This is a genomic window from Prescottella agglutinans (assembly GCF_004011865.1).
In the GTDB taxonomy this organism is placed as follows: Bacteria; Actinomycetota; Actinomycetes; order Mycobacteriales; family Mycobacteriaceae; genus Prescottella; species Prescottella agglutinans.
This window is the reverse complement of record NZ_RKLP01000012.1, coordinates 195,001-220,383: the sequence shown is the minus strand read 5'-3', so window position 1 is coordinate 220,383 and position 25,383 is coordinate 195,001. Positions and strand designations below refer to the sequence as shown.

General features: G+C 70.4%; 24 protein-coding genes and 1 pseudogene. 9 read left to right on the top strand and 16 right to left on the bottom strand.

Annotated features, from left to right (window positions below; all coding sequences use genetic code 11):
- Window positions 1–25: 25 nt before the first annotated feature.
- The 6 genes and pseudogenes from EGT67_RS25390 to pdxH form a co-directional block, all read right to left on the bottom strand.
- Window positions 26–406 carry an FKBP-type peptidyl-prolyl cis-trans isomerase gene (locus EGT67_RS25390; RefSeq protein ID WP_277750167.1) on the bottom strand — a complete coding sequence of 127 codons (381 nt, stop codon included), beginning with the start codon at window positions 404–406 and terminating at the stop codon, window positions 26–28.
- A pseudogene (locus EGT67_RS25385) lies at window positions 401–751 on the bottom strand (FKBP-type peptidyl-prolyl cis-trans isomerase); the annotation flags it as partial. The gene EGT67_RS25390 and the pseudogene EGT67_RS25385, both read right to left, overlap by 6 nt.
- 37 nt (window positions 752–788) lie before the next feature.
- A complete protein-coding gene (locus EGT67_RS21830; protein ID WP_127918194.1) occupies window positions 789–2,087 on the bottom strand; it encodes a citrate synthase in 1,299 nt (432 codons plus the stop codon).
- Between the two features lie 57 nt (window positions 2,088–2,144).
- On the bottom strand, window positions 2,145–3,065 hold the full coding sequence (locus EGT67_RS21825; protein WP_127918193.1) for a carbohydrate kinase family protein: 921 nt from the start codon (window positions 3,063–3,065) through the stop codon (window positions 2,145–2,147).
- Window positions 3,058–4,338, bottom strand: a complete 1,281-nt coding sequence (locus EGT67_RS21820) for an MFS transporter (RefSeq protein WP_127918220.1) — start codon at window positions 4,336–4,338, stop codon at window positions 3,058–3,060. Before EGT67_RS21820 ends, EGT67_RS21825 begins: the two co-directional genes overlap by 8 nt.
- A complete protein-coding gene (gene pdxH / locus EGT67_RS21815) occupies window positions 4,338–4,988 on the bottom strand; it encodes a pyridoxamine 5'-phosphate oxidase (RefSeq protein WP_127918219.1) in 651 nt (216 codons plus the stop codon). Before pdxH ends, EGT67_RS21820 begins: the two co-directional genes overlap by 1 nt.
- A gap of 275 nt (window positions 4,989–5,263) precedes the next feature.
- On the opposite strand from pdxH, the gene EGT67_RS21810 reads away from it, so the two are divergent.
- The 4 genes from EGT67_RS21810 to EGT67_RS21795 all read left to right on the top strand — a co-directional run bounded on the left by EGT67_RS21810 (window position 5,264) and on the right by EGT67_RS21795 (window position 9,491).
- Window positions 5,264–6,391 carry a citrate synthase 2 gene (locus tag EGT67_RS21810; RefSeq protein WP_127918192.1) on the top strand — a complete coding sequence of 376 codons (1,128 nt, stop codon included), beginning with the start codon at window positions 5,264–5,266 and terminating at the stop codon, window positions 6,389–6,391.
- A 44-nt stretch (window positions 6,392–6,435) separates the two neighbouring features.
- Window positions 6,436–7,554, top strand: a complete 1,119-nt coding sequence (serC, locus tag EGT67_RS21805) for a phosphoserine transaminase (protein ID WP_127918191.1) — start codon at window positions 6,436–6,438, stop codon at window positions 7,552–7,554.
- Between the two features lie 279 nt (window positions 7,555–7,833).
- Window positions 7,834–8,730 carry a septation protein SepH gene (gene sepH, locus EGT67_RS21800; RefSeq protein WP_206612458.1) on the top strand — a complete coding sequence of 299 codons (897 nt, stop codon included), beginning with the start codon at window positions 7,834–7,836 and terminating at the stop codon, window positions 8,728–8,730.
- A 5-nt stretch (window positions 8,731–8,735) separates the two neighbouring features.
- Window positions 8,736–9,491 (top strand): DUF6928 family protein, encoded by a 756-nt coding sequence (locus tag EGT67_RS21795; protein WP_127918189.1) that lies wholly within the window; start codon window positions 8,736–8,738, stop codon window positions 9,489–9,491.
- A 6-nt stretch (window positions 9,492–9,497) separates the two neighbouring features.
- Here the strand turns inward: EGT67_RS21795 and EGT67_RS21790 are convergent, their stop codons facing one another.
- The 3 genes from EGT67_RS21790 to EGT67_RS21780 are packed head-to-tail and all read right to left on the bottom strand — an operon-like array spanning window position 9,498 to window position 11,215.
- Window positions 9,498–9,776: a DUF2537 domain-containing protein gene (locus EGT67_RS21790; protein ID WP_127918188.1), complete on the bottom strand. Its 279-nt coding sequence runs from the start codon at window positions 9,774–9,776 to the stop codon at window positions 9,498–9,500.
- Complete coding sequence (locus EGT67_RS21785; RefSeq protein WP_127918187.1) at window positions 9,773–10,579, bottom strand: TrmH family RNA methyltransferase; 807 nt, start codon at window positions 10,577–10,579, stop codon at window positions 9,773–9,775. The genes EGT67_RS21790 and EGT67_RS21785 overlap by 4 nt, the downstream gene beginning before the upstream one ends.
- A gap of 30 nt (window positions 10,580–10,609) precedes the next feature.
- On the bottom strand, window positions 10,610–11,215 hold the full coding sequence (locus tag EGT67_RS21780) for a TetR/AcrR family transcriptional regulator (RefSeq protein ID WP_127918186.1): 606 nt from the start codon (window positions 11,213–11,215) through the stop codon (window positions 10,610–10,612).
- 69 nt (window positions 11,216–11,284) lie between these two features.
- Here EGT67_RS21780 and EGT67_RS21775 point away from each other — a divergent pair, with 69 nt between their 5' ends.
- Window positions 11,285–11,827 (top strand): hypothetical protein, encoded by a 543-nt coding sequence (locus EGT67_RS21775; RefSeq protein ID WP_127918185.1) that lies wholly within the window; start codon window positions 11,285–11,287, stop codon window positions 11,825–11,827.
- Between the two features lie 73 nt (window positions 11,828–11,900).
- On the opposite strand, the gene EGT67_RS21770 is transcribed toward EGT67_RS21775, so the two are convergent.
- Entirely contained in the window at window positions 11,901–13,655 is a 1,755-nt protein-coding gene (locus tag EGT67_RS21770; RefSeq protein WP_127918184.1) for a class I adenylate-forming enzyme family protein, read from the bottom strand.
- Between the two features lie 55 nt (window positions 13,656–13,710).
- A complete protein-coding gene (locus EGT67_RS21765) occupies window positions 13,711–14,901 on the bottom strand; it encodes a thiolase family protein (RefSeq protein ID WP_127918183.1) in 1,191 nt (396 codons plus the stop codon).
- A 101-nt stretch (window positions 14,902–15,002) separates the two neighbouring features.
- Here EGT67_RS21765 and EGT67_RS21760 point away from each other — a divergent pair, with 101 nt between their 5' ends.
- From EGT67_RS21760 to EGT67_RS21750, 3 genes are read left to right on the top strand one after another with little or no spacing between them, the layout of a single operon-like run.
- The gene (locus EGT67_RS21760; protein WP_127918182.1) at window positions 15,003–16,220 is read left to right on the top strand and encodes an acetyl-CoA acetyltransferase; all 1,218 of its coding nucleotides are present in this window, start codon (window positions 15,003–15,005) and stop codon (window positions 16,218–16,220) included.
- A gap of 18 nt (window positions 16,221–16,238) precedes the next feature.
- Window positions 16,239–17,771 (top strand): carotenoid oxygenase family protein, encoded by a 1,533-nt coding sequence (locus tag EGT67_RS21755; RefSeq protein WP_127918181.1) that lies wholly within the window; start codon window positions 16,239–16,241, stop codon window positions 17,769–17,771.
- 8 nt (window positions 17,772–17,779) lie between these two features.
- Window positions 17,780–18,784 (top strand): winged helix-turn-helix transcriptional regulator, encoded by a 1,005-nt coding sequence (locus EGT67_RS21750; RefSeq protein WP_241566170.1) that lies wholly within the window; start codon window positions 17,780–17,782, stop codon window positions 18,782–18,784.
- 65 nt (window positions 18,785–18,849) lie between these two features.
- Here the strand turns inward: EGT67_RS21750 and EGT67_RS21745 are convergent, their stop codons facing one another.
- Window positions 18,850–19,278, bottom strand: a complete 429-nt coding sequence (locus tag EGT67_RS21745) for an Rv0880 family HTH-type transcriptional regulator (protein ID WP_127918180.1) — start codon at window positions 19,276–19,278, stop codon at window positions 18,850–18,852.
- Window positions 19,279–19,313: 35 nt separating this feature from the next.
- A complete protein-coding gene (locus tag EGT67_RS21740; RefSeq protein WP_127918179.1) occupies window positions 19,314–20,804 on the bottom strand; it encodes an NCS2 family permease in 1,491 nt (496 codons plus the stop codon).
- Between the two features lie 81 nt (window positions 20,805–20,885).
- Between EGT67_RS21740 and EGT67_RS21735 the strand changes: the two genes are divergently transcribed.
- Complete coding sequence (locus EGT67_RS21735; protein ID WP_127918178.1) at window positions 20,886–21,134, top strand: DUF2530 domain-containing protein; 249 nt, start codon at window positions 20,886–20,888, stop codon at window positions 21,132–21,134.
- A gap of 46 nt (window positions 21,135–21,180) precedes the next feature.
- Here EGT67_RS21735 and EGT67_RS21730 read toward each other — a convergent pair whose 3' ends face one another.
- The 3 genes from EGT67_RS21730 to EGT67_RS21720 are packed head-to-tail and all read right to left on the bottom strand — an operon-like array spanning window position 21,181 to window position 25,381.
- The gene (locus EGT67_RS21730; protein ID WP_206612462.1) at window positions 21,181–21,735 is read right to left on the bottom strand and encodes a phosphatase PAP2 family protein; all 555 of its coding nucleotides are present in this window, start codon (window positions 21,733–21,735) and stop codon (window positions 21,181–21,183) included.
- 5 nt (window positions 21,736–21,740) lie between these two features.
- Complete coding sequence (locus EGT67_RS21725; protein ID WP_127918217.1) at window positions 21,741–24,506, bottom strand: sacsin N-terminal ATP-binding-like domain-containing protein; 2,766 nt, start codon at window positions 24,504–24,506, stop codon at window positions 21,741–21,743.
- Entirely contained in the window at window positions 24,503–25,381 is an 879-nt protein-coding gene (locus EGT67_RS21720; protein WP_241566176.1) for a DUF3027 domain-containing protein, read from the bottom strand. Before EGT67_RS21720 ends, EGT67_RS21725 begins: the two co-directional genes overlap by 4 nt.
- Window positions 25,382–25,383: the final 2 nt, after the last annotated feature.

Sequence of the window (25,383 nt, the reverse complement as noted above, 5' to 3'; positions counted from 1 at the left end):
GGCCTGAATGCTGTTGTGCTGCAGACTACTTGGTGCCGAGCAGGTCGATGATGAACACCAGCGTCTTGCCCGACAGCTGGTGGCCGCCACCGGCCGGGCCGTACGCGAGCTCCGGCGGAACCGTCAGCTTGCGGCGACCGCCGACCTTCATGCCCGGAATGCCCTCCTGCCAGCCGGGGATCAGCCGGTTCAGCGGGAAGGCCACCGAATCACCGCGCAGGAACGACGAATCGAACACCTGGTTCGTGTCGTACTCGACGCCGTGGTAGTGCACGTCCACGACCGAACCCGGCTGTGCCTCCGGGCCGTCGCCGACGGTGATGTCCTCGATCACGAGCTCGGCCGGGGCCGGGCCCTGGGCGGGCTCGATGACCGGGGGCTCCGGCGGGACGACGACATCGAGCAGGTCGATGACGAACACCAGCGTCTTGCCCGACAGCTGGTGGCCACCACCGGCCGGGCCGTACGCGAGCTCCGGCGGGATCGTCAGCTGACGCCGACCGCCCACCCGCATGCCGGGGATGCCCTCCTGCCAGCCGGCGATGAGGCCCTGCAGCGGGAAGGTGATGGACTCGCCACGGCCCCACGAGGAGTCGAACTCCTCGCCGGAGTCGAATTCGACGCCGACATAGTGGACCTCGACCTTGGCGCCGGGGGTGGCCTCGGGGCCGTCACCGACGACGATGTCCTTGATGACGAGTTCGGTAGGCGCGGGGCCTTCCTGGAACTCGATCTCGGGCTTGGTGCTCATGGTTTTCGTCCGATCAGTAGTAGTCGGGCAGAACGGGTCAGCGGGCCGACAGGTCCACGTAGCCACGCTGGGTGTAGCCGGTGTAGATCTGACGCGGGCGACCGATCTTGGTGGCCGGATCCTCGTGCATCTCACGCCAGTGCGCGATCCAGCCGGGCAGGCGACCGAGCGCGAACAGCACCGTGAACATGCGCGTCGGGAAGCCCATCGCGCGGTAGATCAGGCCGGTGTAGAAGTCGACGTTCGGGTACAGCTTGCGCTCGACGAAGTAGTCGTCGGTGAGCGCCGCCTCCTCGAGCTTCATCGCGATGTCGAGCAGCTTGTCGTCGCCGCCCAGCTTGCCGAGCACCGAGTGCGCGGTCTGCTTGACGAGCGCGGCCCGCGGGTCGTAGTTGCGGTAGACGCGGTGACCGAAGCCCATGAGCTTCACGCCGTCTTCCTTGTTCTTGACCTTGCGGACGAACTCGTTGACGTCACCGCCGCCGGCGGCGATCTCGTCGAGCATCTCGAGCACGGCCTGGTTGGCGCCGCCGTGCAGCGGGCCCCACAGCGCGTTGATGCCGGCGGAGACCGACGTGAACAGGTTGGCGTCCGAGGAGCCGACCATGCGGACCGTCGACGTCGAGCAGTTCTGCTCGTGGTCGGCGTGCAGGATCAGCAGCATGTCGAGGGCCTTGGCGACCTCGGGGTCGACCTCGTACGGCTCGGCCGGGAAGCCGAACGTCATACGCAGGAAGTTCTCGACCAGGCTGAGCGAGTTGTCCGGGTACAGGAACGGCTGACCGACCGACTTCTTGTACGCGTACGCCGCAATCGTCGGCAGCTTCGCGAGCAGACGGATCGTGGACAGCTCGACCTGCTCCGGATCGTCCGGATCCAGCGAGTCCTGGTAGTACGCCGACAGCGCGTTGACGGCGCTCGACAGCACCGGCATCGGATGCGCGTTGCGCGGGAAGCCGTCGAAGAACCGCTTCAGGTCCTCGTGCAGCAGCGTGTGGCGACGGATCTTGTCCGTGAACACATCCAGCTGGGCCTGCGTCGGCAGCTCCCCGTAGATAAGCAGGTAGCTGACCTCGATGAACGTCGAGCGACCGGCGAGTTCCTCGATCGGGTACCCGCGGTAACGCAGGATGCCCTTCTCGCCGTCGATGTACGTGATGGCAGAACTGGTGGACGCAGTGTTCACGAAACCCGGGTCGAGTGTCGTGTAACCAGTGTTGGCAAGGAGCTTTCCAAGCTCGATACCGTCGTTGCCTTCAGTCGCCTTGGCGATCGACATCGTGTGCTCGCCACCGGGGTAGCTGAGTGTGGGCTTGTTGTCATTCTCAGCGGGCACGGAAGGATCCCTCTCAAACTCAGACCAGTGAGTAACTTCGTAACATTCAAGTAGAAACTAGTCGCCCGTGAGCTCCACTGCCCACGGAGGGTCCGCCCCGGGCCGCGAAACCGTGACGGCCGACGCGCGAACAGCGAACTCCAGAACCTCTCGCCATTGTCCCCCCTCGAGGGCCGCAACCGAACTCCGTCGGAGGAGTCCGCGCGCACCCAGCCGGTGCAGCAACGCGCCGTGCACTGTGTCACCTGCACCGATCGTGTCCGAGACGGCCACCCGGCGCCCCGGCACGTGTTCGTGGACGCGACGCGTCCGCACGCTCGATCCGTCGGCGCCGTGGGTGGTGACGACGGCCGAGACACCCGCCTCGAGCCACTGCTCGGGCGTGGAGCCGTCCACCCCCTGTCCCAACCAGTGGACGTCCTCGTCGGAGACCTTGACGATGTCGATCGACGGCAGCAGGTCCGTGAACCGGCGGCGGTAGCTGTCGGGGAAGGCGGCCGGTCGCACGTTCGGGTCGAGGACCGTCAGCCGACCCTCGTCGTGGCTGCGGCGCAGCAGGTCCGCGTAGACGCTCGCGCCGGGCTCGAACACGAGCGACAACGTCCCGAACGACACTGCGGCCACCGACGCCGGCAGCGGCCCGGGATCGGTGACCAGCCGGTCGGCGGTGCCGTCGGCGTAGAAGCTGTACCGGGCACCCCCGTCGGGTCCGAGTCCCGCGACCGCGAGCGTCGTCGGCTCGGGCCCGCGCTGGACGAGCCCGACGTCGACACCCGACGCGGTCAGGGCCGCGACGAGCCGCTCCCCGAACGGATCGGTGGAGATGCGGGAGCAGAACCCCACCGCGCTGCCGAGGCGTCCGAGCGTCACCGCGACGTTGTACGGGCCGCCGCCCAGGCGCGCGTCGAATGCGGTGTCTCCGGTCGGGACGAGGTCGACGAGAGCCTCGCCGCACACCAGGATTCGCGGGTCAGACACGTTCGGGCGCCCCCGTCCGTCCGACGCGGTAACGCACGAACGCCGGGAAGGCGAGGACCGAGACGACGACGCCGATCACCACCAGGATGCCGCCACCCGCGGACGCGACCGCGGTCCCGAAGTAGAACGCCGCGGCGCCGTGCAGGACGTCACCGATGCGGGGGCCACCGGCCACGACGACGGTGAACACACCCTGCAGCCGTCCGCGCATGTCGTCGGTCGCCACCTGCTGCAGCATCGTGCTGCGCAGGGCCGCCGAGACCATGTCGACGGCACCGCCGAACGCGAGGAACGCGAGCGCGAGCCACAGCAGGACCGCCGGACCGCCGGGATTCGCCACCCCGACGACCACGCCGAAGCCGACCATCGCCAGGCCCCACAGCACGATGCAGATCACGACCGCCCGGCCCTGGTAGCGGATCCGTGGCAGCCACCCGGAGAACACGCCACCCAGCACCGCACCGGCCGACATCGCCGCGAACAGCAGGCCGAGCGCGACACCGCCGTCGAGCGGGTCACCGAACGAGTCGTGGGCGATCTCCGGGAACAGCGCCCGCGGCATGCCGAACACCATGGCGACGATGTCGACGACGAACGACGCCAGCAACACCTTCTGGGTGGCGAGGTAGGCGAAGCCCTCCCCCACGACGCGTAGTCCGGCGCGGCGGGCGGGGCCGGTCGGCGGCAGCGCCGGCAGCCTGATCACCGCCCACAGCGTGGCGAGCAGCGCGACCGAGTCGAGGAAATACACGGTGGACAACCCGGCCACCGGGATGAGGACGCCCGCGAGCAGCGGCCCGGCGATGGCACCGAACTGCATGACCGTCATGTTCAGCGAGTTCGCGGCGGGCAGGTCCTTCAGCGGCAGCAGCCGCGGGATGATCGCGCTGCGGGTCGGCGAGTTGACCGCGAAGAACACCTGCTGGAGCGAGAACAGGCACAGCAGCAGCCAGACGTTGTTCGCGTTCGCGGCGGCCTGCAGCCACAGCAGCAAAGACGTGCCGATCAGCCCCAGCGTCGTGATGATGATCAGCTTGCGGCGGTCCATCACGTCGGCGAGCGCGCCGCCCCACAGGCCGAACACCACGAGGGGCACGAGCCCGAAGAGGCCCGCAAGCCCGACGTACGCGGAGTTCTGGGTGATCGCGAAGATCTGCAGCGGCACCGCGACGACCGTGAGCTGGCCACCGATCACGGTGACGATGCCGCTGGTCCACAGGCGGCGGTAGTCGGGGTTGCGGAGCGGGGTGACGTCGGCGAGTAGTCCGCGCATCACGGCTGGAGACGCTCGACGATCCACGCGCCGTCGACCAGACGGGTGCGGATCCGGTTGTGCATGCGGTTGGGGCGCCCCTGCCAGAACTCCACCGACTCGGGCCGGATCCGGAAACCGCCCCAGTGCGGCGGGACCGGGACGTCGCCGTCGACCGCGAAGTGCTGCCCCGCGTCCACGAGTTGGGCCTCGAGGTCCGCGCGCGAGGCGATCGGACGCGACTGGTGCGAGGCCCACGCCCCCAGCCTCGATCCGCGCGGGCGGCTGTTCCAGTAGTCGGTCGTCGTGTCCTCGCTCGTCCTCTCCACGGGGCCACGGATGGTGATCTGGTGTGCCAACGGGACCCACGCGAACGTCACCGACGCATAGGGCGTCGCGGTGAGCTGTCGCCCTTTGTCGGACTCGTAGTTGGTGAAGAAGAGCACACCGTCCTCGCTCAGCCCCTTGCACAGGACGGTCCGCGTGCACGGGTGCCCGTCGGCGTCGACGGTGCCGAGCACCATCGCGTTGGGCTCGGGCAGGGCGGCCTCGACGGCGTCCTCGACCCACTTCCGCGCCAACGCCGCCCAGCCGTCGTCGAGCCAGGACGGTTCGAGATCGGGTTCGACGACGGGTCGCTGCGGCCCGATCTCGCCGTAGCTCACGCGCATCGCGGAGAGATCGGAGTTCCGGGAGCCCCAGCGGCGGGAATCTGACGACACAGGTCCAGACGCTACTACCGGGTATGCGCTGACCAGGTGGCCGGTGCGACCGGCTAGAGTTTGGGTGGCGGACCCGGCGGCAGTTCCGCGGACCGAGCACGGACGAAGCGCCCACGCGCGCGGACAAGTCGGACGGATCGAAGGATCGAGTAGTCGAAGGCTCAATCAGTGCAAGAACGTGCTGCTCCGACGGGCGGCACTCGGATGAGGAGAGTCCAGGAGCAATGGCACCCAGCGCTGTAGTACCCGAGGATTTCGTCAGCGGTCTCGAAGGCGTCGTCGCCTTCACCACCGACATCGCCGAGCCGGACAAGGACGGCGGTGCACTGCGCTACCGCGGCGTCGACATCGAGGACCTGGTGGGACGCCGCGTCACCTTCGGAAACGTGTGGGCGCTGTTGGTCGACGGCAAGTTCGGCCGAGGCCTGCCCCCCGCCGAGCCGTTCCCGCTCCCCGTCCACACCGGTGACGTCCGCGTCGACGTGCAGGCCGGCCTCGCCATGCTCGCGCCGATCTGGGGTTACCAGCCGCTGCTCGACATCGACGACGAGACCGCCCGCGAGAACCTCGCCCGCGCATCGGTGATGGCACTGTCGTACGTCGCACAGTCGGCCCGCGGCATCCACCAGCCGGCCGTTCCGCAGAAGATCATCGACGAATGCCCCACCGTCACAGCACGTTTCATGACGCGCTGGAAGGGCGACCCGGACCCCGCGCACATCGAGGCCATCGACGCCTACTGGGTCTCCGCCGCCGAGCACGGCATGAACGCCTCCACCTTCACCGCCCGCGTCATCGCCTCCACCGGCGCCGACGTCGCGGCCTCGCTGTCCGGCGCGATCGGCGCGATGTCGGGTCCGCTGCACGGCGGCGCCCCGGCCCGCGTGCTGCCGATGATCGAGGAGACCGAGCGCACCGGCGATGCCCGCGCGCTGGTCAAGGGCATCCTCGACCGCAAGGAGAAGCTCATGGGCTTCGGTCACCGGGTGTACCGGGCCGAGGATCCCCGTGCCCGGGTGCTGCGCGACACCGCCAAGCGCCTGAACGCGCCCCGCTTCGAGGTGGCGGCCGCGCTCGAGCAGGCTGCGCTCGCCGAGCTGCGCGAGCGTCGCCCCGACCGCGCGATCGAGACCAACGTCGAGTTCTGGGCGGCGGTGATCCTCGACTTCGCCGAGGTCCCGGCGCACATGATGCCCGCGATGTTCACGTGCGGCCGCACCGCCGGCTGGTGCGCGCACATCATGGAGCAGAAGCGACTGGGCAAGCTCGTTCGCCCCGCCGCCATCTACACCGGCCCCGAGCCCCGCACCCCCGACTCGGTCGAGGGCTGGGACCAGATCTCGCACAGCTAGAAACAGCTGGACGTCACCACAACCGAGAAGGACACCTCGCACCGATGAGCACTCCGATCATCCCCGCCGACCTCAAGCCCGTAGACGGCCGCTTCGGTTGCGGACCGTCGAAGGTCCGCCCCGAGCAGCTGCAGTCCCTGGTCGACGTCGGCGCTTCGGTGTTCGGCACCAGCCACCGGCAGAAGCCTGTCAAGGACGTCGTCGCGCGTGTGCGGTCGGGTCTGCGCGACCTGTTCTCGCTGCCCGAGGGCTACGAGGTCGTTCTCGGCAACGGCGGCTCGACGGCGTTCTGGGACGCGGCCGCCTTCGGCCTGATCCGTGAGCGCTCGCAGCACTTCACGTACGGCGAGTTCTCGTCGAAGTTCGCGTCGGTCGCGAAGAACAACCCGTTCATCGGCGATCCGATCGTCGTGTCGAGCGAGCCGGGCACCGCACCGGAGATCGTCGCGGACGGCTCCGTCGACCTGATCGGCTGGGCGCACAACGAGACCTCGACGGGTGTCGCCGTGCCGGTGACCCGCCCGGCGGGTTCGGAGAACGCGCTCATCGCGATCGACGCCACCTCGGGTGCCGGCGGTCTGCCGGTCAACGCCGCCGACGCCGACGTCTACTACTTCGCACCGCAGAAGTGCTTCGCCGCCGACGGCGGCCTGTGGATCGCGCTGATGAGCCCGGCCGCGCTCGAGCGCGTCGCCGAGATCAAGGACTCGGGCCGCTGGACCCCGGACTTCCTGTCGCTGCCGATCGCGGTCGACAACTCCACCAAGGACCAGACGTACAACACCCCGGCCCTGGCGACGCTGCTGATGTTCGAGAACCAGATCTCGTGGATGAACTCCAACGGCGGCCTGGACTGGACCACCGCGCGCACCAAGGATTCGTCGGAGCGCCTGTACTCGTGGGCCGAGGCCTCCGAGTACGCGACGCCGTTCGTCGCCGATCCGGCGTACCGCTCGCAGGTTGTCGGCACCATCGACTTCGCCGACTCGGTCGACGCCGCAGCGGTCGCGAAGATCCTGCGCGCCAACGGCATCGTCGACACCGAGCCGTACCGCAAGCTGGGCCGCAACCAGCTGCGCATCGGCATGTTCCCGGCGATCGATCCCGAGGACATCAGCCAGCTCACCAAGAGCATCGACTGGGTCGTCTCGCAGCTCGGCTAGTTCTCCACCGAGCTCACGGAGATTCCGTACCCGAGGGCGGGCGCGCGCAGGCGTGCCCGCCCTCGGGCGCATTCGGTGCATCTCGCGCGTCGACCCCGCGCCTCTCCCTGCGCGTTTCGCGCACTTGTCGCGCGCATCACACCCGTCGCCTCGCGATAAGTGCGCAGAACGCGAAGTAGGGGTGATATATGGCGCGCGTGTCTTTCCGGGCGCACGGGTCACGGATGAATTACAGTCGATCTTGACATGATCGCGATTCGGCGCGATGAGGAGGACAACGTGCGAGAGCTGCGAGTGATCGGTCTCGAGCCTGGCGGCGCGCATGTGGTGTGTTCGGATCCCGATACCGGTGAGAAGTTCCGGATCCCGGCCGACGACAAGCTCCGCGCCGCCTCCCGAGGCGATATCGCGAGGCTGGGCCAGATCGAGATCGAGACGGACAGCCAGATGCGGCCCCGCGAGATCCAGGCCCGGATCCGTGCCGGCGCCTCAGTGGAGCAGGTCGCCGAGGAGGCGGGCGTTCCGCTGTCCAAGGTGGAACGCTTCGCGTATCCGGTGCTGTTGGAGCGCTCCCGGGCGGCGGAGATGGCGCAGGCCGGTCACCCGGTCCGCCCCGACGGCCCCACCGTCGACACCCTCGCCGAGATCGTGACGCAGGCATTCCGCGCCCGCGGCCACGACCTGGACGTCGCCACGTGGGACGCCTGGAAGGACGACGACGGCCACTGGGTGGCGCAGCTGCAGTGGCAGGCCGGGCGCACCACCAATGCCGCACACTGGCGCTACCAGCCGGACGCGCACGGCGGCACCATCACCGCGCTGGACGACACCGCGTCTCAGCTCGTCGATCCGGACCACGGTCGCCCGCTCCGCGGTCTGGCTCCCGTGCCGAGCGAGGGAGTGTACGGCCCGGCGGACGTCGAGCAGGACCACGAGCACGACCCCTACACGGTCGAGGATTCGTCGATTCTGTTGACGGACAACGAAATCGACGATCTCTCGACGGAGTTCATCGAGAGCGACCAGGTCGACGAACTCGACGAACTCGATCAGCCCGATGCGTACGAGCCCAGGCCGGCACCGCAGCACACCCCCGGCAAGGACAAGCGCGGTAAGCCGGCACTGCCGTCATGGGACGACGTTCTGCTGGGTGTTCGGAGCAACGGACGCGGCTGACGCCGGTGTCGGGGGTCAACGCTTCCACGCTCTGGTACGTAGACGCCGCCGATCCCGCTGCGACACTGCGGGACGCGGCGCCCGACCGCGACGCCGCGCAGGCGCTCGTCGTCCAGTTGCACCCGGGTCTCGTCGCGACGCATCTGGGTGACGAACCACTTTCCGAGGCAACATCGCTCGAGGACGGCGAGGTCGCCGTCGGATGCTTTCCCGGGGTGTCGATCGTCCGCACGGGAGAGTCGCTGCCGCCGGTTCCCTCATCGCTGGTGGAGCACTGGATCCACCCGACCGGTTTTCGGCACACCTACCTGTCCTCGTCCAGTCCGGTGACGAAGGCGGGTTCCTGGGGTGCCTTCGCACACTGGGACGGCGCGGAACTGAAGCGCTCGTTCAGCGCGACGCCGGTGCACATCATCGAGAACACGGGACTGCCGGAGGTGTGGGAGCGCCCCTTCTGGGCGGGTGAGCACCCGGCACGCCCCTTCCTCGACGTGCTGCCCGACCCCCAGACGTTGCCGTTCAGTCCGGGCGAGTTCGCCGAGGCCGCGCCGTACGCCTGGCTGGGCGAGGACCTCGACCCGGCATCGATCACGGTGTCGCGGTTCGCCGTCTATCCGGCCGGACAGGTCCCGGAGTCGGTACAGCGACTCGACAAGCAACGTAGGGCCGAACCGGAAGGACAGCAGCGGGTGCCGGAACGGGAGCAGGAGCGTCCGCACCGGCGGTCGCTGTTCGCCCGCCTGTTCCGCAGGGAGAACTGACGGGCCTCAGAAGGCGCCGAAAACCAGTGCGGCCCAGCCGGATACAACGCCGGCCGTCGCCCCGTACACCACCCAGCGCCACACCGGAGCGTTCCGCCAGCGCCACACGGTGGGTGCGGCACCGCCGACGACCACGAGGTTGAAGCCCACCGCGAGCAGTGGGTGGATGTTGCCCAGGGCGGATCCGAACGCCACCACCGCGACGAGCGTGAAGACCGCCGCGAACCCGCTCACGAGCAGACCCGTGGACCACGGAGTCGGCGCGGGCGCGGCGGCGGCGCTCACGACGCCGTCCGGATGCGCTCGTAGAACGCCATCGCGGCCGCGGTGGCGACGTTGAGCGAATCGGTGCCCGGTGCCATCGGGATCCGCGCGCGCACGTCGGTGGCCTGCATCGCGTGCTCGGTGAGCCCCGGGCCTTCCGCGCCGAGCAGCACCGCGACCCTCTCTCCGGTCATGGCCCGCGCGAGCGGCACGGCCGACGGATCCGGAGTGAGGGAGATGAGCTGGAAGCCCTTGTCGCGCAGAATGTTCAGCCCGCGCGGCCAGTCCGGCACCTGCGCGAACGGCACCCGCAGCACGTGACCCATCGACACCCGCACGGCCCGACGGTAGAGCGGGTCGGCCACGGCCGTGCCGAACAGGATCGCGTCCACGCCGAGACCGGCCGCATTGCGGAACATCGAGCCGATGTTCTCGTGGTCGTTGACCCCCTCGAGCACGGCGACGGTCCGGGCGTCGCGCAGGACGTCGTCGAGGTCGAGCGCGGGCGGGCGGTGCGCCGCGGCGAGCACGCCGCGGTTGAGGTGGAACCCGACGACCTCGGCCATGACCTCGGCCGACGTCCGATAGAAGGGCACGTCGACGCCCTCGAGGTCCTCGGACAGCTGCCCCAGCCGTCGGTCCACACCGAGCAGGCTGGTCGGCGCGAACCGGGACGGGAGCATGCGCTGCACCACCAGCACGCCCTCCGCGATCACCAAGCCCTTGCCGTCGGGCAGGTCGGGCCGACGGTCCGACGCGTTGAGGTCGCGGTAGTCGTCCAGCCGAGGATCGGCGGGGTCTGCGATGTCGATGACGTGAACCACGGATCCATCGTGCCGTATGCCGGTGGGCGCCTAGCGCGCGCTCCCCGCGGTCAGCAGCGAGGCGAAGTGCGCGTCGAGCACCGCGCGGATGCGGTCGGCGCTCATGCGGTGGGGGTGGTTGACGCCGTGCGCGGCGAGGCCGTCGACCAGGGCGTGCAGCCGCATCGCCTCCACCTCCGCGGACGCTCCCGGCCTGAGCAGGCCCGCCTCCTTCAGGGCGGTCGTGGACCGCAGGAAGCCGCCGTACATCTCCCGATCGGTGCGGTCGCGGACCTCCGCGAGGGCCGGCTCGGTCCGGGCCGCGACCACGAACGCCTGCCAGACGTCCATTTCGCCGCGGCGGTCGTCGTCGAGGGGGACGAACTGCTCGGTCAGGACCCGGACGTCGGCGCGCAGGTCGCCGCTGAACTCGATGCCCGCGATGCGGTCGTACACGCGCCGGGTCACCAGTTCCATCGCGAACAGCAGCAACTCGGACTGGGTGCCGAAGAAGTGCCGGAGCGAACCGGTGGACATGCCGGCTTCGTCGGCGACGGTGCGCACGCTCGCCGCCCCGACGCCGTCGCGCCGGATCACCCGCAGCACGGCGTCGGCGATCTCCTCGCGTCGCTGCTCGGGGTCGGGTCGTTTCACCACGTGGCCAAAGTTAACACACCTGTGCTAGTTTCCGAATTGCTAACACAGTCGTACTAGAAAGGTGCGGGCATGATCGTCCAGCTGATCGTCGTGTGCGAGGTGCTGTTCTGGGTGTTCCTCGGGGCCGGCCTGGCCGCCCGCTACCTGCTGCGCCGCCCCACCCTCGGTGCCGCGCTGCTCGTGGGCGCTCCCCTGGTCGACGTCGTGCTACTCGTCGCCACCACCGTCGACCTCCGCAGCGGCAGCGTCGCGTCCTGGAGCCACGGCCTGGCCGCCGCCTACATCGGCTTCTCGGTGGCGTTCGGGCACAGCATCATTCGGTGGGCGGACACCCACTTCGCCCATCGGTTCGCGGGCGGGCCCGCGCCGGTGAAACCGCCCCGGCACGGGATGGCGCGCGCCGTGCGCGAGTGGCGCGAGTTCGGCAAGGCCGTGGTCGCGTGGGGAATCGCGTGCGGACTGCTGCTGGCCGCGATCGTCATGGTGGACGATCCGTCCCGCACCGAGGCGCTGGCGAACTGGATCCGGACGCTGAGTGTCGCGCTCGGCGTGTGGGGCGTGATCGCCCTCAGCTACACGGTGTTCCCGGCCCGCGCCAGGTCGGCCGGGTAGTCCCCGGCAGGCGACGACAGCCCCGAACCGGGCCCGGCCGGCGATGGCCGGGCCCGGTTCGAGGGCACCGCACTCAGGCCGACTGCGGCCTCAGGGCCTCGCGCAGGTCCCGGCGCACGATCTTGCCCACCGGATTACGGGGAATGCTCTCGACGATCTCGAGCCGTTCGGGCAGCTTGAACGACGCCACCTGCCTCGCCCTCAGATGGTCCACGAGGTCGGCGAGTTCGATCGAGGCGTCCGCAGCCGGAACCACCACCGCACAACACTTCTCCCCCAGCACCTCGTCCGGGTAGCCGATCACCGCGACATCGCTCACCCCGGGATGCTCCATCAGCAGGCCCTCGATCTCGGCCGGCGCGATGTTCATGCCGCCGCGGATGATGATCTCCTTGATCCGGTCGACGAAGACGATGTACTCGCCGTGCTCGCCGCCGAGTTCGAACACGTCGCCGCTGCACAGGTAGCCCTGGTCGTCGAAGGGGCTCGACGCCGCGGTGCCCTCGAGGTAGCCACCGAAGACGCTCGGCCCCTTCAGTCGCAACTCGCCCCGCTCACCGACCGCGTGGACGTCGGCGCCGGTCACCGGGTCGACCAGCCGCACCGACGTCATCTTCGCGACCCGCGTCGCCCATTCCCGGTCCGGGGCACCGTAGTTCGGCAGGTGCATGGCACGGACGGCCGGATCCGGAATGTCGGCGGGCGCACCGAGCAGGCACACCCCCTCGTTGGAACCGAAGAAGTTGAGGACCTCGATACCGAACTCTTCCTGCCAACGACGAACCACGCTGGGCGGCAACGGCGCACCACCCGAGCCGACCCGCTGCAGCGACGACAGGTCCACCGATTCCCGGAGCGCGTCCTGCTGCAGCAGCATCGCCAGGATCGCCGGGGGCATCGAGGTGTGCGTGACACGGTGCCGCGCGATCTGCCCCAGGAAGACGGCCAGGTCCAGCGGCTGGTGCTGGACGAGGTGCCCGCCACCGACCAGCCACGGCAGGAACGCGGCTGCGAATCCCGCCATGTTCACCATGGGGAACGGGTTGAGGATCACGGACGACTCGTCGGTCTCGAGACCGTCCTGGGCGGCCTGCGCACTCGCGAACCAGTCGGCGTGACACCGAGGCACACCTTTGGGGGCGGCCTCCGTGCCGCTGGTCCAGCAGATCGTGATTCGGTCACCGATCGTGAGGACCACTTCGCCCAGGTAGCGTCGCGCCTCCTCCGCGGCGACCGACGATGCCGGAAGGTCCGCCGCAACGGCGCGCGGATCCGGGTCGGGCCCGAAGACGAACACGCTCTCCACACCGTCGGCCGGGTCGGCGAGGGCGAGTGCCTCGGTGGCCATCTCGCGGTCCTGCAAGCGCGACACCGTGACGATCGCCTTGGCCGCGGTGGTGCGGCAGATGTTCGACAGCTCGTGCTGCCGGTACGCGACCGGTACCGGGCTGACCACGGCGCCCAGGCGCCACAGCGCGAGGTACGTCGCGACCAGCGCGACCGAGTTCGGCAACTGGACCACGACCGCGTCGCCCTGCCGGATCCCGCCCTCGTGGTACCGGGCCGCGAGCCGCTCGACGCGGTCGGACAACGCCTTCCAGCTCAGTGTCTCGGCGTCGATGCCCGTCAGGTCCGGCAGGTTCGTCGGATCGGACACCGCGTCGTGGTCGGGCCGGGCGCGGACCCAGCCGTCGAAGGCGTCCAGCAGGGTGGTCTCCCGCCACCACCCCCGGGCCACGTAGTCGCGGATCTTGTCTTCCGGGTGGCAGAGCACGGCACGACGCGGGTTCGAGTCGGAAACCCCGGGCGCGGTGAACACTTCGGACATGGCTACCTTCCTGGAGGCGGACGGGTGTCTGGAGGGGGTCGAGGTAGGGGACGCGTCAGCGCAACCGGCGCAGGACCAGCGCGGAGCCCAGTCCCAGTGCGGCCGGGATCGTGACGAGGGCGTGCTCGCCGTCGGCGCGGCGGAGTTCGTCGAGGGCGGAGACGAGGAGGTTGCCGCCGGTTGCGCCCAGCGGGTGGCCGACGGCGAGCGCGCCGCCGTTCGGGTTGACTCGGGCCGGGTCGAGACCGAGCTCGCGGGCAAGCAGCAGCGGGCTGACGGCGAAGGACTCGTTGGCCTCGACGACGTCGAGGTCACCGACCCCGATGCCCGCACGGTGCAGCGCATCTCGCGCCGCGTCGACGGGCGCGCTCAGCAGCGGCGAGCGGACCGACCGGTGCGTGACGGCGAGGATCTCCGCGACCGGTTCCCGGCCGCTCAGCCGGTCGTTCGCGGCGTCGGGGGAAGCGATCACGGCGGCGGAGGCGCCGTCGGCCAGCTGCGGCGCCGTCGCGATCGAGTGCAGACCGCGCTCGGGTTTCGCCGACTGCGGCAGGCGTCGGAGCACTCGCTCCCACGCCGGATCGTCGCCGAACAGGGCGGGAAGCTCGGCGAACTGTCGCGCGGTCGCGTCGGGGCGAGCGCCCTCGTCGGCCGCGAGGACGACCTCGCCCGACCGTGTCACGGGCACCACCGAATCCGACGCCGGAGCGGCCGCCGCCCGCCGATGCGACTCGGCCGCGAACTCGTCCAGTTGGTCACGGGTGAATCCGAACGCGGCGGCCGTGGCGTCCGCGGACACGCCGATGGTGACGAATCCGGTGCGCTCGCCCAGGTCGTCGTCGGTGGCGATCGCGGGGGCGTCGGAGAGCATCGGCACTCGCGACATGGACTCGACACCGCCGGCGACGACGACGTCGGCCTGCCCCGCAACGACCTTCGCCGCGGCCGTGCCGATCGCCTCGATTCCCGAGCAGCAGAGTCGCGAGACCACGGCACCACCGACGGTGTCGGGCCACCCGGCGGACAGCGCGGCGGCACGGGCCAGGTTGCCGCCCTGCTCCCCCGTGACCGTGGCGATCCCGACGACGACGTCGTCCACGTCCGCGGCCCGCAGACCGCGCCGCTCGAGCGCGGTGAGGAGCTGCGCGAACAGCGCGTGGGGCGGAATCTGCGCGAGGGTCCCGCCGTCCCGGCGCACCCGCCCCCGCGGCAGCCGGACCGCGTCGAAGACCAACGCCCGCGTCATGTCACCACCGGCCTTCCGAACGGTTGAGTGGTCTGCATCACTCTGCTAGTTGTAGTCTGGACCCCGCAGAACCGCAAGACCCTCAGCAGAGAGCGGCTTACATGACTACCGACACGATTCGAATAATCGGCGGCTACCAAACGGATTTCGCACGCAACTTCCCCCGTGAGGGGCTCGACGTCACGGACCTGGTCCGCGAGGTGGTCGAGGGCACCCTGGCCGATGCCGGACTCGACGCCGGCGACATCGGCGTCGTCCACGTCGGCAACGCCTTCGGTCAACTCTTCACCGGCCAGGGGCACCTGGGCGCCATGCCGCCGACGGTGGTCCCCGGCCTGTGGGGCGTCCCCGCCACCCGGCACGAGGGCGCCTGCGCGTCGGGATCACTCGCGGTGCTCGCCGCGATGGCGGACCTCGAGTCCGGCCGCTACGACTGCGCCCTGGTCATCGGGGCCGAACTCGAGAAGACCGTGCCGGGCGACCTCGGGGCCCGGCACATGGGGACCGCGGCGTGGGCCGGACGCGAAGGGACGGACGCGAAGTTCATGTGGCCGTACATGTTCGGCAAGGTCGCCGACGAGTACGACCGCCGGTACGGTCTCGACGACCGGCACCTGTGGGCCATCGCGGAACTGAATGCGCGCAACGCCGCCCGCAACCCCCTCGCACAGACGCGGGATTGGGCGCGGGACGCGGCGTCGTTCAGCGCCGATCCGGTGGCCAACCCGCCGGTCGAAGGCCGTCTCCGCAAGGCGGACTGCGGCCCCCTCACCGACGGTGCCGCCGGCGTCGTCCTGGTCCGCGCCGACCACCCGGCGGTGCAGCGCGACCCGGCGCGGCAGTCGAGCATCCTCGGCTGGGGCCACCGGACCGTGGCACTGCCCCTGGCGGAGAAGTTCTCGCGCAGCGCGCGTGACGAGTACGTGTTCCCGCACGTGCGCGACACCATCGGCGACGCCTTTGCCCGCGCCGGGATCACCGGCGTCGACGACCTCGATCTCATCGAGACGCACGACTGCTTCACCGTCAGCGAGTATCTCGCCATCGACCACTTCGGCATCACGCCGCCCGGCGAGAGTTGGCGGGCCGTCGAGGCGGGCGATCTCGAGGTCGGCGGCCGCATCCCGGTGAATCCCAGCGGCGGCCTCCTCGGCGTCGGGCACCCGGTCGGCGCGACCGGGGTGCGGATGCTGCTGGACTGCCACCGCCAGGTGACCGGCCGGGCGAGCGCGAACCAGGTCGACGGCGCCCGCCGCGCGGCGATGTTGAACTTCGGCGGAAGCACCTCGACGACAGCAAGTTTCGTCGTCGGACACTGATCGGAAGAGGAGGAGAACATGGACATCGAGGTGCTCGGGCGCGCGCTGACGACACTGCCCGCGGACGACGACCATCCCTACCGCACCGGCGCGTGGCGCCCGCAGACCGTCGAGCGCAGTGCCGACGATCTGGACGTCGTCGGCGAACTGCCCGCCGACCTCGACGGGGTCTACCTGCGCAACACCGAGAATCCGGTGCACCCGGCCCTGGAGGGCCGTTACCACCCGTTCGACGGCGACGGCATGATCCATGCGGTCGGCTTCCGTGACGGAAAGGCCTTCTACCGCAACCGCTTCGTCAGGACCGACGGCTTCCTGGCCGAGCAGGCGGCGGGCGGTCCACTGTGGGCGGGCATCGCCGAACACCCGGAACGCTCGATCCGCCAGGACGGCTGGGGCGCCCGTGGCCGGATGAAGGACGCGTCCAGCACCGACGTCGTGGTGCACAACGGCATGGCGCTCAGCAGTTTCTGGCAGTGCGGCGACCTGTACCAGCTCGACCCGGCGACGCTCGAGACGGTGGGCAAGGCGACGTGGAACGGACAGTTCCCGACGTCCCTCGGGGTTTCGGCGCATCCGAAGGTCGACGACCGCACCGGGGAACTGTTGTTCTTCAACTACAGCACCGACGCCCCGTACATGCACTACGGCGTCGTCGACTCCGACGACCGCCTCGCCCACTACGTGGACATCGAACTGCCCGGGCCGCGCCTGCCGCACGACATGGCCTTCACCGAGAACTACGCGATCCTCAACGACTGCCCGCTGTTCTGGCTGCCCGAGGCGCTCGAGGCCGGCCGGTACGTCTCTCGCTTCCACCCGGACATCCCGTTGCGGCTGGGGGTGATCCCGCGCCGGGGAACCTCCGACCAGATCCGCTGGTTCGAGGCCGATCCCACGTACGTCCTGCACTGGACCAACGCGTACGAGGCCGGTGACGAGATCGTCCTCGAGGGGTTCCACCAGGAGAACCCCGAACCCGAAGACACCGGCGAGGGCGGTGTCTACCAGCGGATGTTCCGCTTCCTGGCACTCGACCGGATGGGCACGCACCTGCACCGGTGGCGGCTGAACCTGCGCACCGGGGAGGTCCGGGAGGAGCGGCTCTCGGAGACCGTGACCGAGTTCGGGATGATCAACCCCCGTCACGGCGGTCGGCCCCACCGCTACACCTACGCCGCAACCGGTCTCCCCGGTTGGTTCCTGTTCGACGGCCTCGTCAAGCACGACACCGTCACCGGAAGCGAGGAACGCTACGCGTTCGGCGAGGGCGTGTTCGGCAGCGAGACCGCGATGGCCCCCCGCGTCGGCGCCGACAGCGAGGACGACGGATACCTGGTGACGATCGTCTCGAACGTCCAGGAGGATCTGTCGGAGTGCCTGGTGTTCGACGCCGCCCGGGTCGCGGACGGCCCGGTGGCCCGGATCCGGTTGCCGGAGCGCATCTCCAGCGGCACGCATTCGACGTGGGCACCGGGTTCCGCGCTCCCCCGGTGGCGGACGAGCGACGACCCCGCGGAGGCGATGGGTCTCGACCGCCCGGGACTATAGTTTTCGAGATGTCCGACGAGCATGCACCCGACGTGGAGTCCGCGACTCCGACCGCCGGGCGCATGCTCGCCCCGGGCGGAGACAACGCCATCGCGGTGGCCATCGGACTGCTCGGAGACGAGTGGAACCTGTGGATCCTCCGCCATTCCTTCCAGGGCGCCAAGCGGTACCGCGACTGGATGGGCGCCGGTGGAATCTCGCACGCCGTCCTGTCCTCGCGGTTGGCCGCGCTCACCGACGCGGGGTTGTTCGACCGTATCCAGTATCAGCAGAAGCCGCCCCGCTACGAGTACCGACGAACCGCGTGCGGTCAGGAACTGTGGTCGATCCTGCTGTCGGTGTGGTCCTGGGAACTGCAGTGGGCGCCCGATCAGGGCGTGCTCCCGCAGATGCGCCACACTACGTGCGACCGGCACTTCACCCCGCGCCTCGAGTGCGTCTCGTGCGGGCGTCCCGCCGGCGCCCGCGACGTCGTCGCCGAGATGGGGCCGAGCGGCGGTTGGACCCGCAGTGTCCCCGCGGCCTCGAGCCGACGGCGATCTAGCGGCGCCGCGCGTTCGCCGCACGTGCTTCCGCAGACCATGGAACTCATCGGCAACCGCTGGTCGGCCGCGATGCTGGGTTCCGCGCTGTTCGGCGCCCGGCGCTACAGCGAGTTCGCCGAGCGGATGCAGTCGTCGCCGACGATCGTGGCGGACCGACTGCGCACCTTCACCGAACTCGGTGTTCTGAGCGAATCCCCCAGCACCGAACGGGTCGACCGGATGACCTATCACCTGACCGAGAAGGGCCGGGCCTTCTTCCCCGTGGTCGTGTCCATGATCGCGTGGGGCCAGCGGTGGTTCCCCGCCCCCGAGGGCGATGCGATCACGTTCACGCACACCACATGTGGCGACGGATTCACCCCACGCTTCGCCTGCAGCGAGTGCGGTGCGGAACTGGAATCACGAACGGTGTCGGTGGAGTCACGCACCCCGGACACCCGCCCGACCGATCTTCCGAGCACCTTCTGACCTCGCCGATCGCGAACGAAAAAACCTGGGTCCGAACGCGTTCGGACCCAGGTTTCGGTTGTCGTTCAGTCGTTCTCGACCAGTGAGGTGATTATGGCGACGGCGTCACGCAGGGTCTCGAGGTCCGTGCCGTCGAGGTGCGACAGCTTCTCGGTCATCCAGGCCTCGCGGGCCTGGGTCTCGCTCTCCATGAGGGCGTGGCCGGCGTCGGACAGCGACACGATGATCTGCCGCCCGTCGGTGGGATGCGGTGTGCGATCGACCAGTCCGAGATCCGCGAGCGAGGCGATGACCCGGGTCATCGACGGCGGCTGGACCTTCTCCCGCGCGGCCAACGCACCCGGAGTCATGGAGCCTTCGGCGCTGAGCGTTGCCAGCGCCGACAGCTGTGTCAGCGACACCTGAGCCTCGCTTCGCCGTCCCCGCAGGTGGCGCGTCAGTCGCACCACCGCAAGGGACAGGTCGCTGGCCAGGGCGCGAGTATCCGATGTCACAGAACCAAACAATACGGGAACTCGCGCCCTGTCAATCACGTAACGGCGTCAGTGATCGGGCCGACGGCGAAGTACGCGACGAACAGCGCCGCGACGATCCACAGCAGCGGATGCACCTTCTTGGCGTTGCCACCCGCGGCGGCGAGGACCACGTAGGAGATGAAGCCGACGCCGATGCCGTTGGCGATCGAGTACGTGAACGGCATCGTGACGACCGTCAGGAACGCCGGCAGGGCGATCGAGAACTTGCCGAAGTCGATGTCGCGCAGCTGGCCGATCATCAACGCGCCCACCACGACCAGGGCCGGTGCAGCCGCCTCGATCGGGACCACCGAGTAGAGCGGGGTGAGGAACATCGCGGCCAGGAACAGCACGCCGGTGACGACGTTGGCGAGGCCGGTGCGGGCGCCCTCGGCGATGCCGGACGCGGACTCGACGAACACCGTGTTGGACGACGCGGACGCGCCACCACCGACGACGGCGCCGGCACCCTCGACGATGAGGGCCTTGCCGATGCCGGGCAGGTTGCCGTCCTTGTCGGCGAGACCGGCTTCCTTGCCGAGGCCGGTCATGGTGCCCATCGCGTCGAAGAAGTTGGCGAGCACCAGCGTGAAGACGAGCAGGCTCGCGGCGAGGACGCCGATGCGGGTGAACGCACCGAAGATGCTGACGTCACCGACCAGGCTCAGGTCGGGCAACTGGGCGACGACGTCGGGCATCGCGGGGACGCTGAGGTTCCAGCCCTTGGGGTCGACGCCCTTCGAGGCGCCGATGTCGAAGACGGCCTCGAGAATCGCGGCGAGCACGGTGGTGACGACAATGCCGATCAGCAGACCGCCGCGGACCTTGCGCACGACCAGGACGCCCATGAGCAGGACGCCGAAGATGAAGACGACCGTCGGCCACGCGGCGATCGAACCGTTGATGCCGAGGCCGACCGGGACGGAGGTGCCGGCGGCGTCGGGGATGCGGCGGACGAAACCGGCGTCGACGAGACCGATGAACGCGATGAACATGCCGATGCCGGCGGCGATCGCGGCCTTGAGTTCCCGCGGGATGGCGTTGAACACGGCGGTGCGGAAGCCGGTCGCGGCGAGCACGACGATGATGATGCCGTCGATGACGACCAGACCCATCGCCTCGGGCCACGTCACCTGCGGTGCGATCGACACCGCGAGCAGGCTGTTGATACCGAGGCCCGCGGCGATACCGAACGGATAGTTCGCGATGATGCCGAAGGCGATGCTCATCAGGCCCGCGACGAGCGCGGTGACGGCGGCGACCTGGCTGACCGGCAGGATGTTGCCGAGCACGTCGGTCTTGGCGGCCGCGTCGTCGGCCGAGAAGCTACCGAGGATCAGCGGGTTGAGGACGACGATGTACGCCATGGCCACGAACGTGACCACACCGCCGCGGACCTCCCGGCTGACGGTCGAACCCCGCTCAGCGATCTTGAAGTACGTGTCGAGCATCCGCGAGGGCGCCGACTGCCTTGTGGGCTCGGGGGCTTTTTCGGTAACCGCCATGTCGTATTTCGGTCCAATCGCCGGGAAGGGGGGTTTCGCACCTGGCAGATTAGGCCACCGACGCGCGGGTAACTTAATCGTGTGACCGAAATCCATAGCACGCCGACGCTCGTGGAACGCCTGTCCGACCCGCGTCCGGTGCTCGCGGTGGGCACCGCGGCCTGGGTCGTGGCGACCGTCGTCGTCCTCCTCTCGGGGGACCGCTGGAGCGACGCCCTGCCGATCTGTTTCGCCGGATCCGCCCTGGGCCTCCTGGGATTCGGCTTGTTCCTGGTTCAGCGCAGCGCGGCCAGGCGAGGCAAGCGCGGCGCGCAGCGCGGACTCGACTGAGGGAGACGCCCTGGTCACCCGCCCCGAACCCGGCCGGTGATGGATTTCACACGCTGTTCGTGCGTGTTGTGCGCGCAGTTCGGCGGGTGATCGCCCAGATCCACAGTGCGGCCCACGCCACACCGAACGCCCATCCGGCGAGGACGTCGGTGAGCCAGTGCGCGGCGAGATACACCCGCGAGATCCCGACCGCGAGGGTGTAGCACGCGAGCAGCACGAGCAGAGCGGTCCGGCGGATGCCGGGGCCGACGGTCCGCACCACCACGGCGCCCAGCACGCACGCGAGGATCGCGGTCATCATGGCGTGCCCGGACGGGAACGCGTACGAGTCCAGAGCCACCAGCCGGTCCGGCACCGGCGGACGTTCACGCGCGAACAAATGTTTGAGCAGGCTCATCGCCGCCCACCCGGACAGCATCGACCCGGCGATCATCACCGCCTCCGCGGTGCGGCGCCGGGACAGCAGCGCGATCGTGACGGCGGTGGCGATCAGGAACACCGCGACGGTGCCGCCGCTGTGCGTGATCACCGTGAACATGTCGGTCAGCCACGGGGTGCGCCGGTCGAGCATCCACTGCAGCACCGACTGGTCGACGTTCACGCTCGTCATGCGCCTCCCCCGATCCGGCGACGACGGATGTGCGTGCGGCCGGTGTCGTCCACCCACCACGGGACCGCGACGTCGCCGTCGACCGCGCCGGTCAGTCGGACGACGAGGTCGTCGTGCACGACGACCGGACCGGTGGGCAGCGGCAGGCCGAGCGCCGTGCACGCGAGCACCGCGCCGGGTTCCCGGTCCCACGCGCTGACGTCGCCGTCGCCGAGCACCTCCGCGTGGATCGCGGCGGACGCGAGCGGCAGGTCCAGCAGGTCGGCGAGCGCGGCGGCGGTGTCGAACGCGCCGAGCACGACCCGCTGGGGCGGGACGACGGCCCCGAGGTGCGGGCAGTCGAGGACCAGCGCGACGTCCGGTTCCGCGACGGTGCCGGCGAGGCTGCGGACCCGCGCGGGCAGTGCGAGTTCGTCGAGGTCGAGCACCCCGCGGGCGGCGGACGCGGCCAGCAACCGGTGCGTGCGGGTGACCACGTCGGGGGTGACGGTGCGCTCCGGGTCGGCGAGCCGGCCGAGCAGCACCCCGGCCAGGTCGGTGTCGTCGACGGACGTCGGCGCCATCGCCGCGGCCAGCGCCGGCGCGGCCGGGTGGTCGAGGACGTCGAGCAGGCCGGCGAACGTGTCGTCGTCGTGCGCCCGCAGCAGGCCCAGGCGGCGGCCGTCGATCTCGGCGTGTCGGCGCAGCCACCACGCTGTGTAGCCGTCGCGGTCGGCCAGGGCGGCCGCGGTGTCCGGGTCGTCCGCCAGCAGCGTCAGGGCCTGCGGCCAGCGGGCGGGATCGACCAGGTCCAGGTCGCGGATGGCGATCAGCGTCTCGGGATCGTCGGCGAGGGTGCCCCACCAGGCGTCCTCGTCGTCGAGGTCGTGTTCGGGACCGGTGGGCAGTTCGGCGCGCAGCACCGCGAAGCCCCAGCCGACGCCGAGCGCGCGCAGCGGGTCCTCCCCCACCCGTTCGACGAGTCCCGCGTCGACGGTGCCGAACGGCGAGTCCTCGACCAGGACGTCGGCGAGCGGTGCCCCCGGCAGCAGCAACTCGTCGGCCGGCAGCAGTTCGCCGTCGGCGTCCGGCAGCGGCAGCTCGCCGAGCCACGCGGGCCGCACGTCGGTCGCGGACGAGCCGACGAGCGCGAGCACGACCGACGCCAATTCGGTTGCCGCGGTGGGGTCGTCGTAGTCGACGTCCTCGATCCGCGCGCGCAGCGCCGGATCCGACAGCAGGTCGCCGGCGGTCGCGTGCTCGGCGCCCAGCCGGTGCAGCAGCGGGTGCGCGGCGTCGGGGTGCACCAGCCGCACCCAGTCGAGCGCCGGCGCGGCGTCGCCGAGCACGTGGCCCAGGTCGGTGCCGACGACGGTGGTCCGCGGGCCGGTGACCGTCCGCCCGTCGGCGAGTGGAACCGGAATGGCGGCAAGCTCTTCCGCGGCCAGCGCGTCGACGACGAGCGGCTCGAGCGCGGTGTAGAGCGCGTGCCACCACGATGGTTCCCGCTCGTGCCCGGCCAGCAGTTCGGCGATACGCGCCGGCCCGATCCGGTGCACGTCCACCGCCGCGAGCGCCGATGCGAACCGCGGCCCGGACAGCTGCGGGTCGACGAGGTCGGGGACGACGTCGGCGAGGGCGTCGGCCAGTTCCGGGGTGAGCCCGGAGACGACGGTGGCCCGGGTCGGGACCAGGTCGTCGCCGTCGGATTCGGCTGCGGGCACCCACGGCTGCGTGCGCAGTTCGTGCAGCAGCGCCTCCCGCAGCGCGGCGTCGACCTCGCTGCGGGCGAAGCCGGGCTGCGGCACGAGCCCGAGACGCTGGTCGGGCGGCACGGCAGCGACGAACCGCGCGTAGCCCCGGGCAACGTCGGTCAGCGGCGCACCGGGCAGGACGCGCCGCCGGTCGGGCTGCATCGGGACGTTCGCGATCACGACGGCCGGGATGGACAGTTCCTCGTCGGAGCGGGTGGGCGCCCGCAGCACGTCACCGGTCACCGGCTGCACGTGCCCGTCCGACACCGGCACCAGCCAGCGCGCGGACCCGGTCGTGTACTGCCACCACGTGGTGTGGCCGACGGTGATCTCGACGAGTCCGTCCCCGAGGTCGCGTTCGGTGCGGCGCAGCACCGTCCCGTCGATCTCGATGGTCTCGAGGGCCGGCAGCTCGAGCAGCAGGTCGACGGCCTCCGCCGCGAACCGGGTCAGGAGCGCGACCGCGCCGGCGGCGTGCACGTCCGGGCGCAGCCGCAGCACCACCTCGGTGTCGAAGCCGGTGGGCGGACGCTCCTCGGTGGCCCACACCAACCGCAGCACCGGCGTGCCGACGGTGGGCACGTCGAGCCCGGCCGACGCGAGTTCGTCGCGCGTCCGGTCGGCCGAGAACTGGAGCGAGCCGCTGGTGGAGCGCAGTTCGACGTCGTCGCTCACGGCCAGGACGGAGGTGAATCCGACGCCGAACTGCCCCACCCCCGAGGATGTTCCGGTCTTGCCGGACGCCCGCAGCGCGGTCAGGGCGTGCACGCCCTCACGGTCGAGCGGGGCACCGGTGTTCGCGACGCGCAGCACGTCGCCGTGCAGTTGCACCCGCAGCGTCCCGGGCACCCCGGCCTTCGCGGCGGCGTCGGCCGCGTTCTGGGCCAGCTCGGTCAGCAGCCGGTCGCGGTAGCCGGCACGGACCAGGTCCGCCTCGGCGGCGGCGTCCTCCCGCAGACGCGTGGGAGAGCTGCGCCAGGCGAGGAGCGTTCCCTCGCGCAGCGCGGCGGTGTCGAAGGGGTCCGTCAGCTGTCCGATGCCGGATCCAGCGGGGGTTCGGGATCGGTGGGCGCCGCCGGCTCCGTCTGCGCCTCCGGTGCATCGGCCGGCGCGTCGGTGCCCTCGGCCGGGGCGGCGGGCGGCGGGGTGATCTCGACGACCTCGACCGCCGCGTCGTCGTAGGCGTCGTAGCGCGGGGTGCCGGCGCCGGTCGGCAGCGTCGTGTCGGAGTGCGCACCGCAGCCGTAGGTGGCGGTCACGACGTGCCCGTCGGCCGCCATCTCGTTGCCGCACACGCCGAACGCGGCGTGCAGCGAACCGGCCAGCGGCAGGTAGAAGCCGCACAGCTCGCACGTGGACGGCGCGGCCTTCGCCATATCCGAGTCGGGTCCGTAGTCGCCGTCGTGCCAGCGCTCGGCGCACTCGACCCGGCCCTCGCGGCTCATGACCTGCTTGCGGCCCAGGCCCACCTCGTAGGCGACCTCGTCGATCTCGGGGTCGCCGGTCGCGACGTACCCGGGCACCAGCCGCGGGTCGTTCGGCGCGGGCGCCAACAGATCGCCCGGCGACAGGTCACCCGGCCGGACCCGCTGGTCCCACGGCAACCACTCGGGCGCGACGAGCGCGTCCGGGCCGGGCAGCAGCGCGAGCTCGCTGATGGTCACGTGATCGGAATCGGGGGCGGCGGCCACGACGACGGCCCACTGCCAGCCGTGGTAGCCCGGCAGGTCGGCCGCGAACCGGTGGGTGGCGGAGCAGTCGTCCTCCGCGGTGACACCCAGGTGCTTACCCACGCCGCCCTCATTGAGTTCGACGAGCGCCTCGCGGGCACGGTCGACGGCTCGAGCGAGGACCGGGCGCACAACGGCGCTCTCTGGAGACGACGCAACACTCACGCTGTCCATCT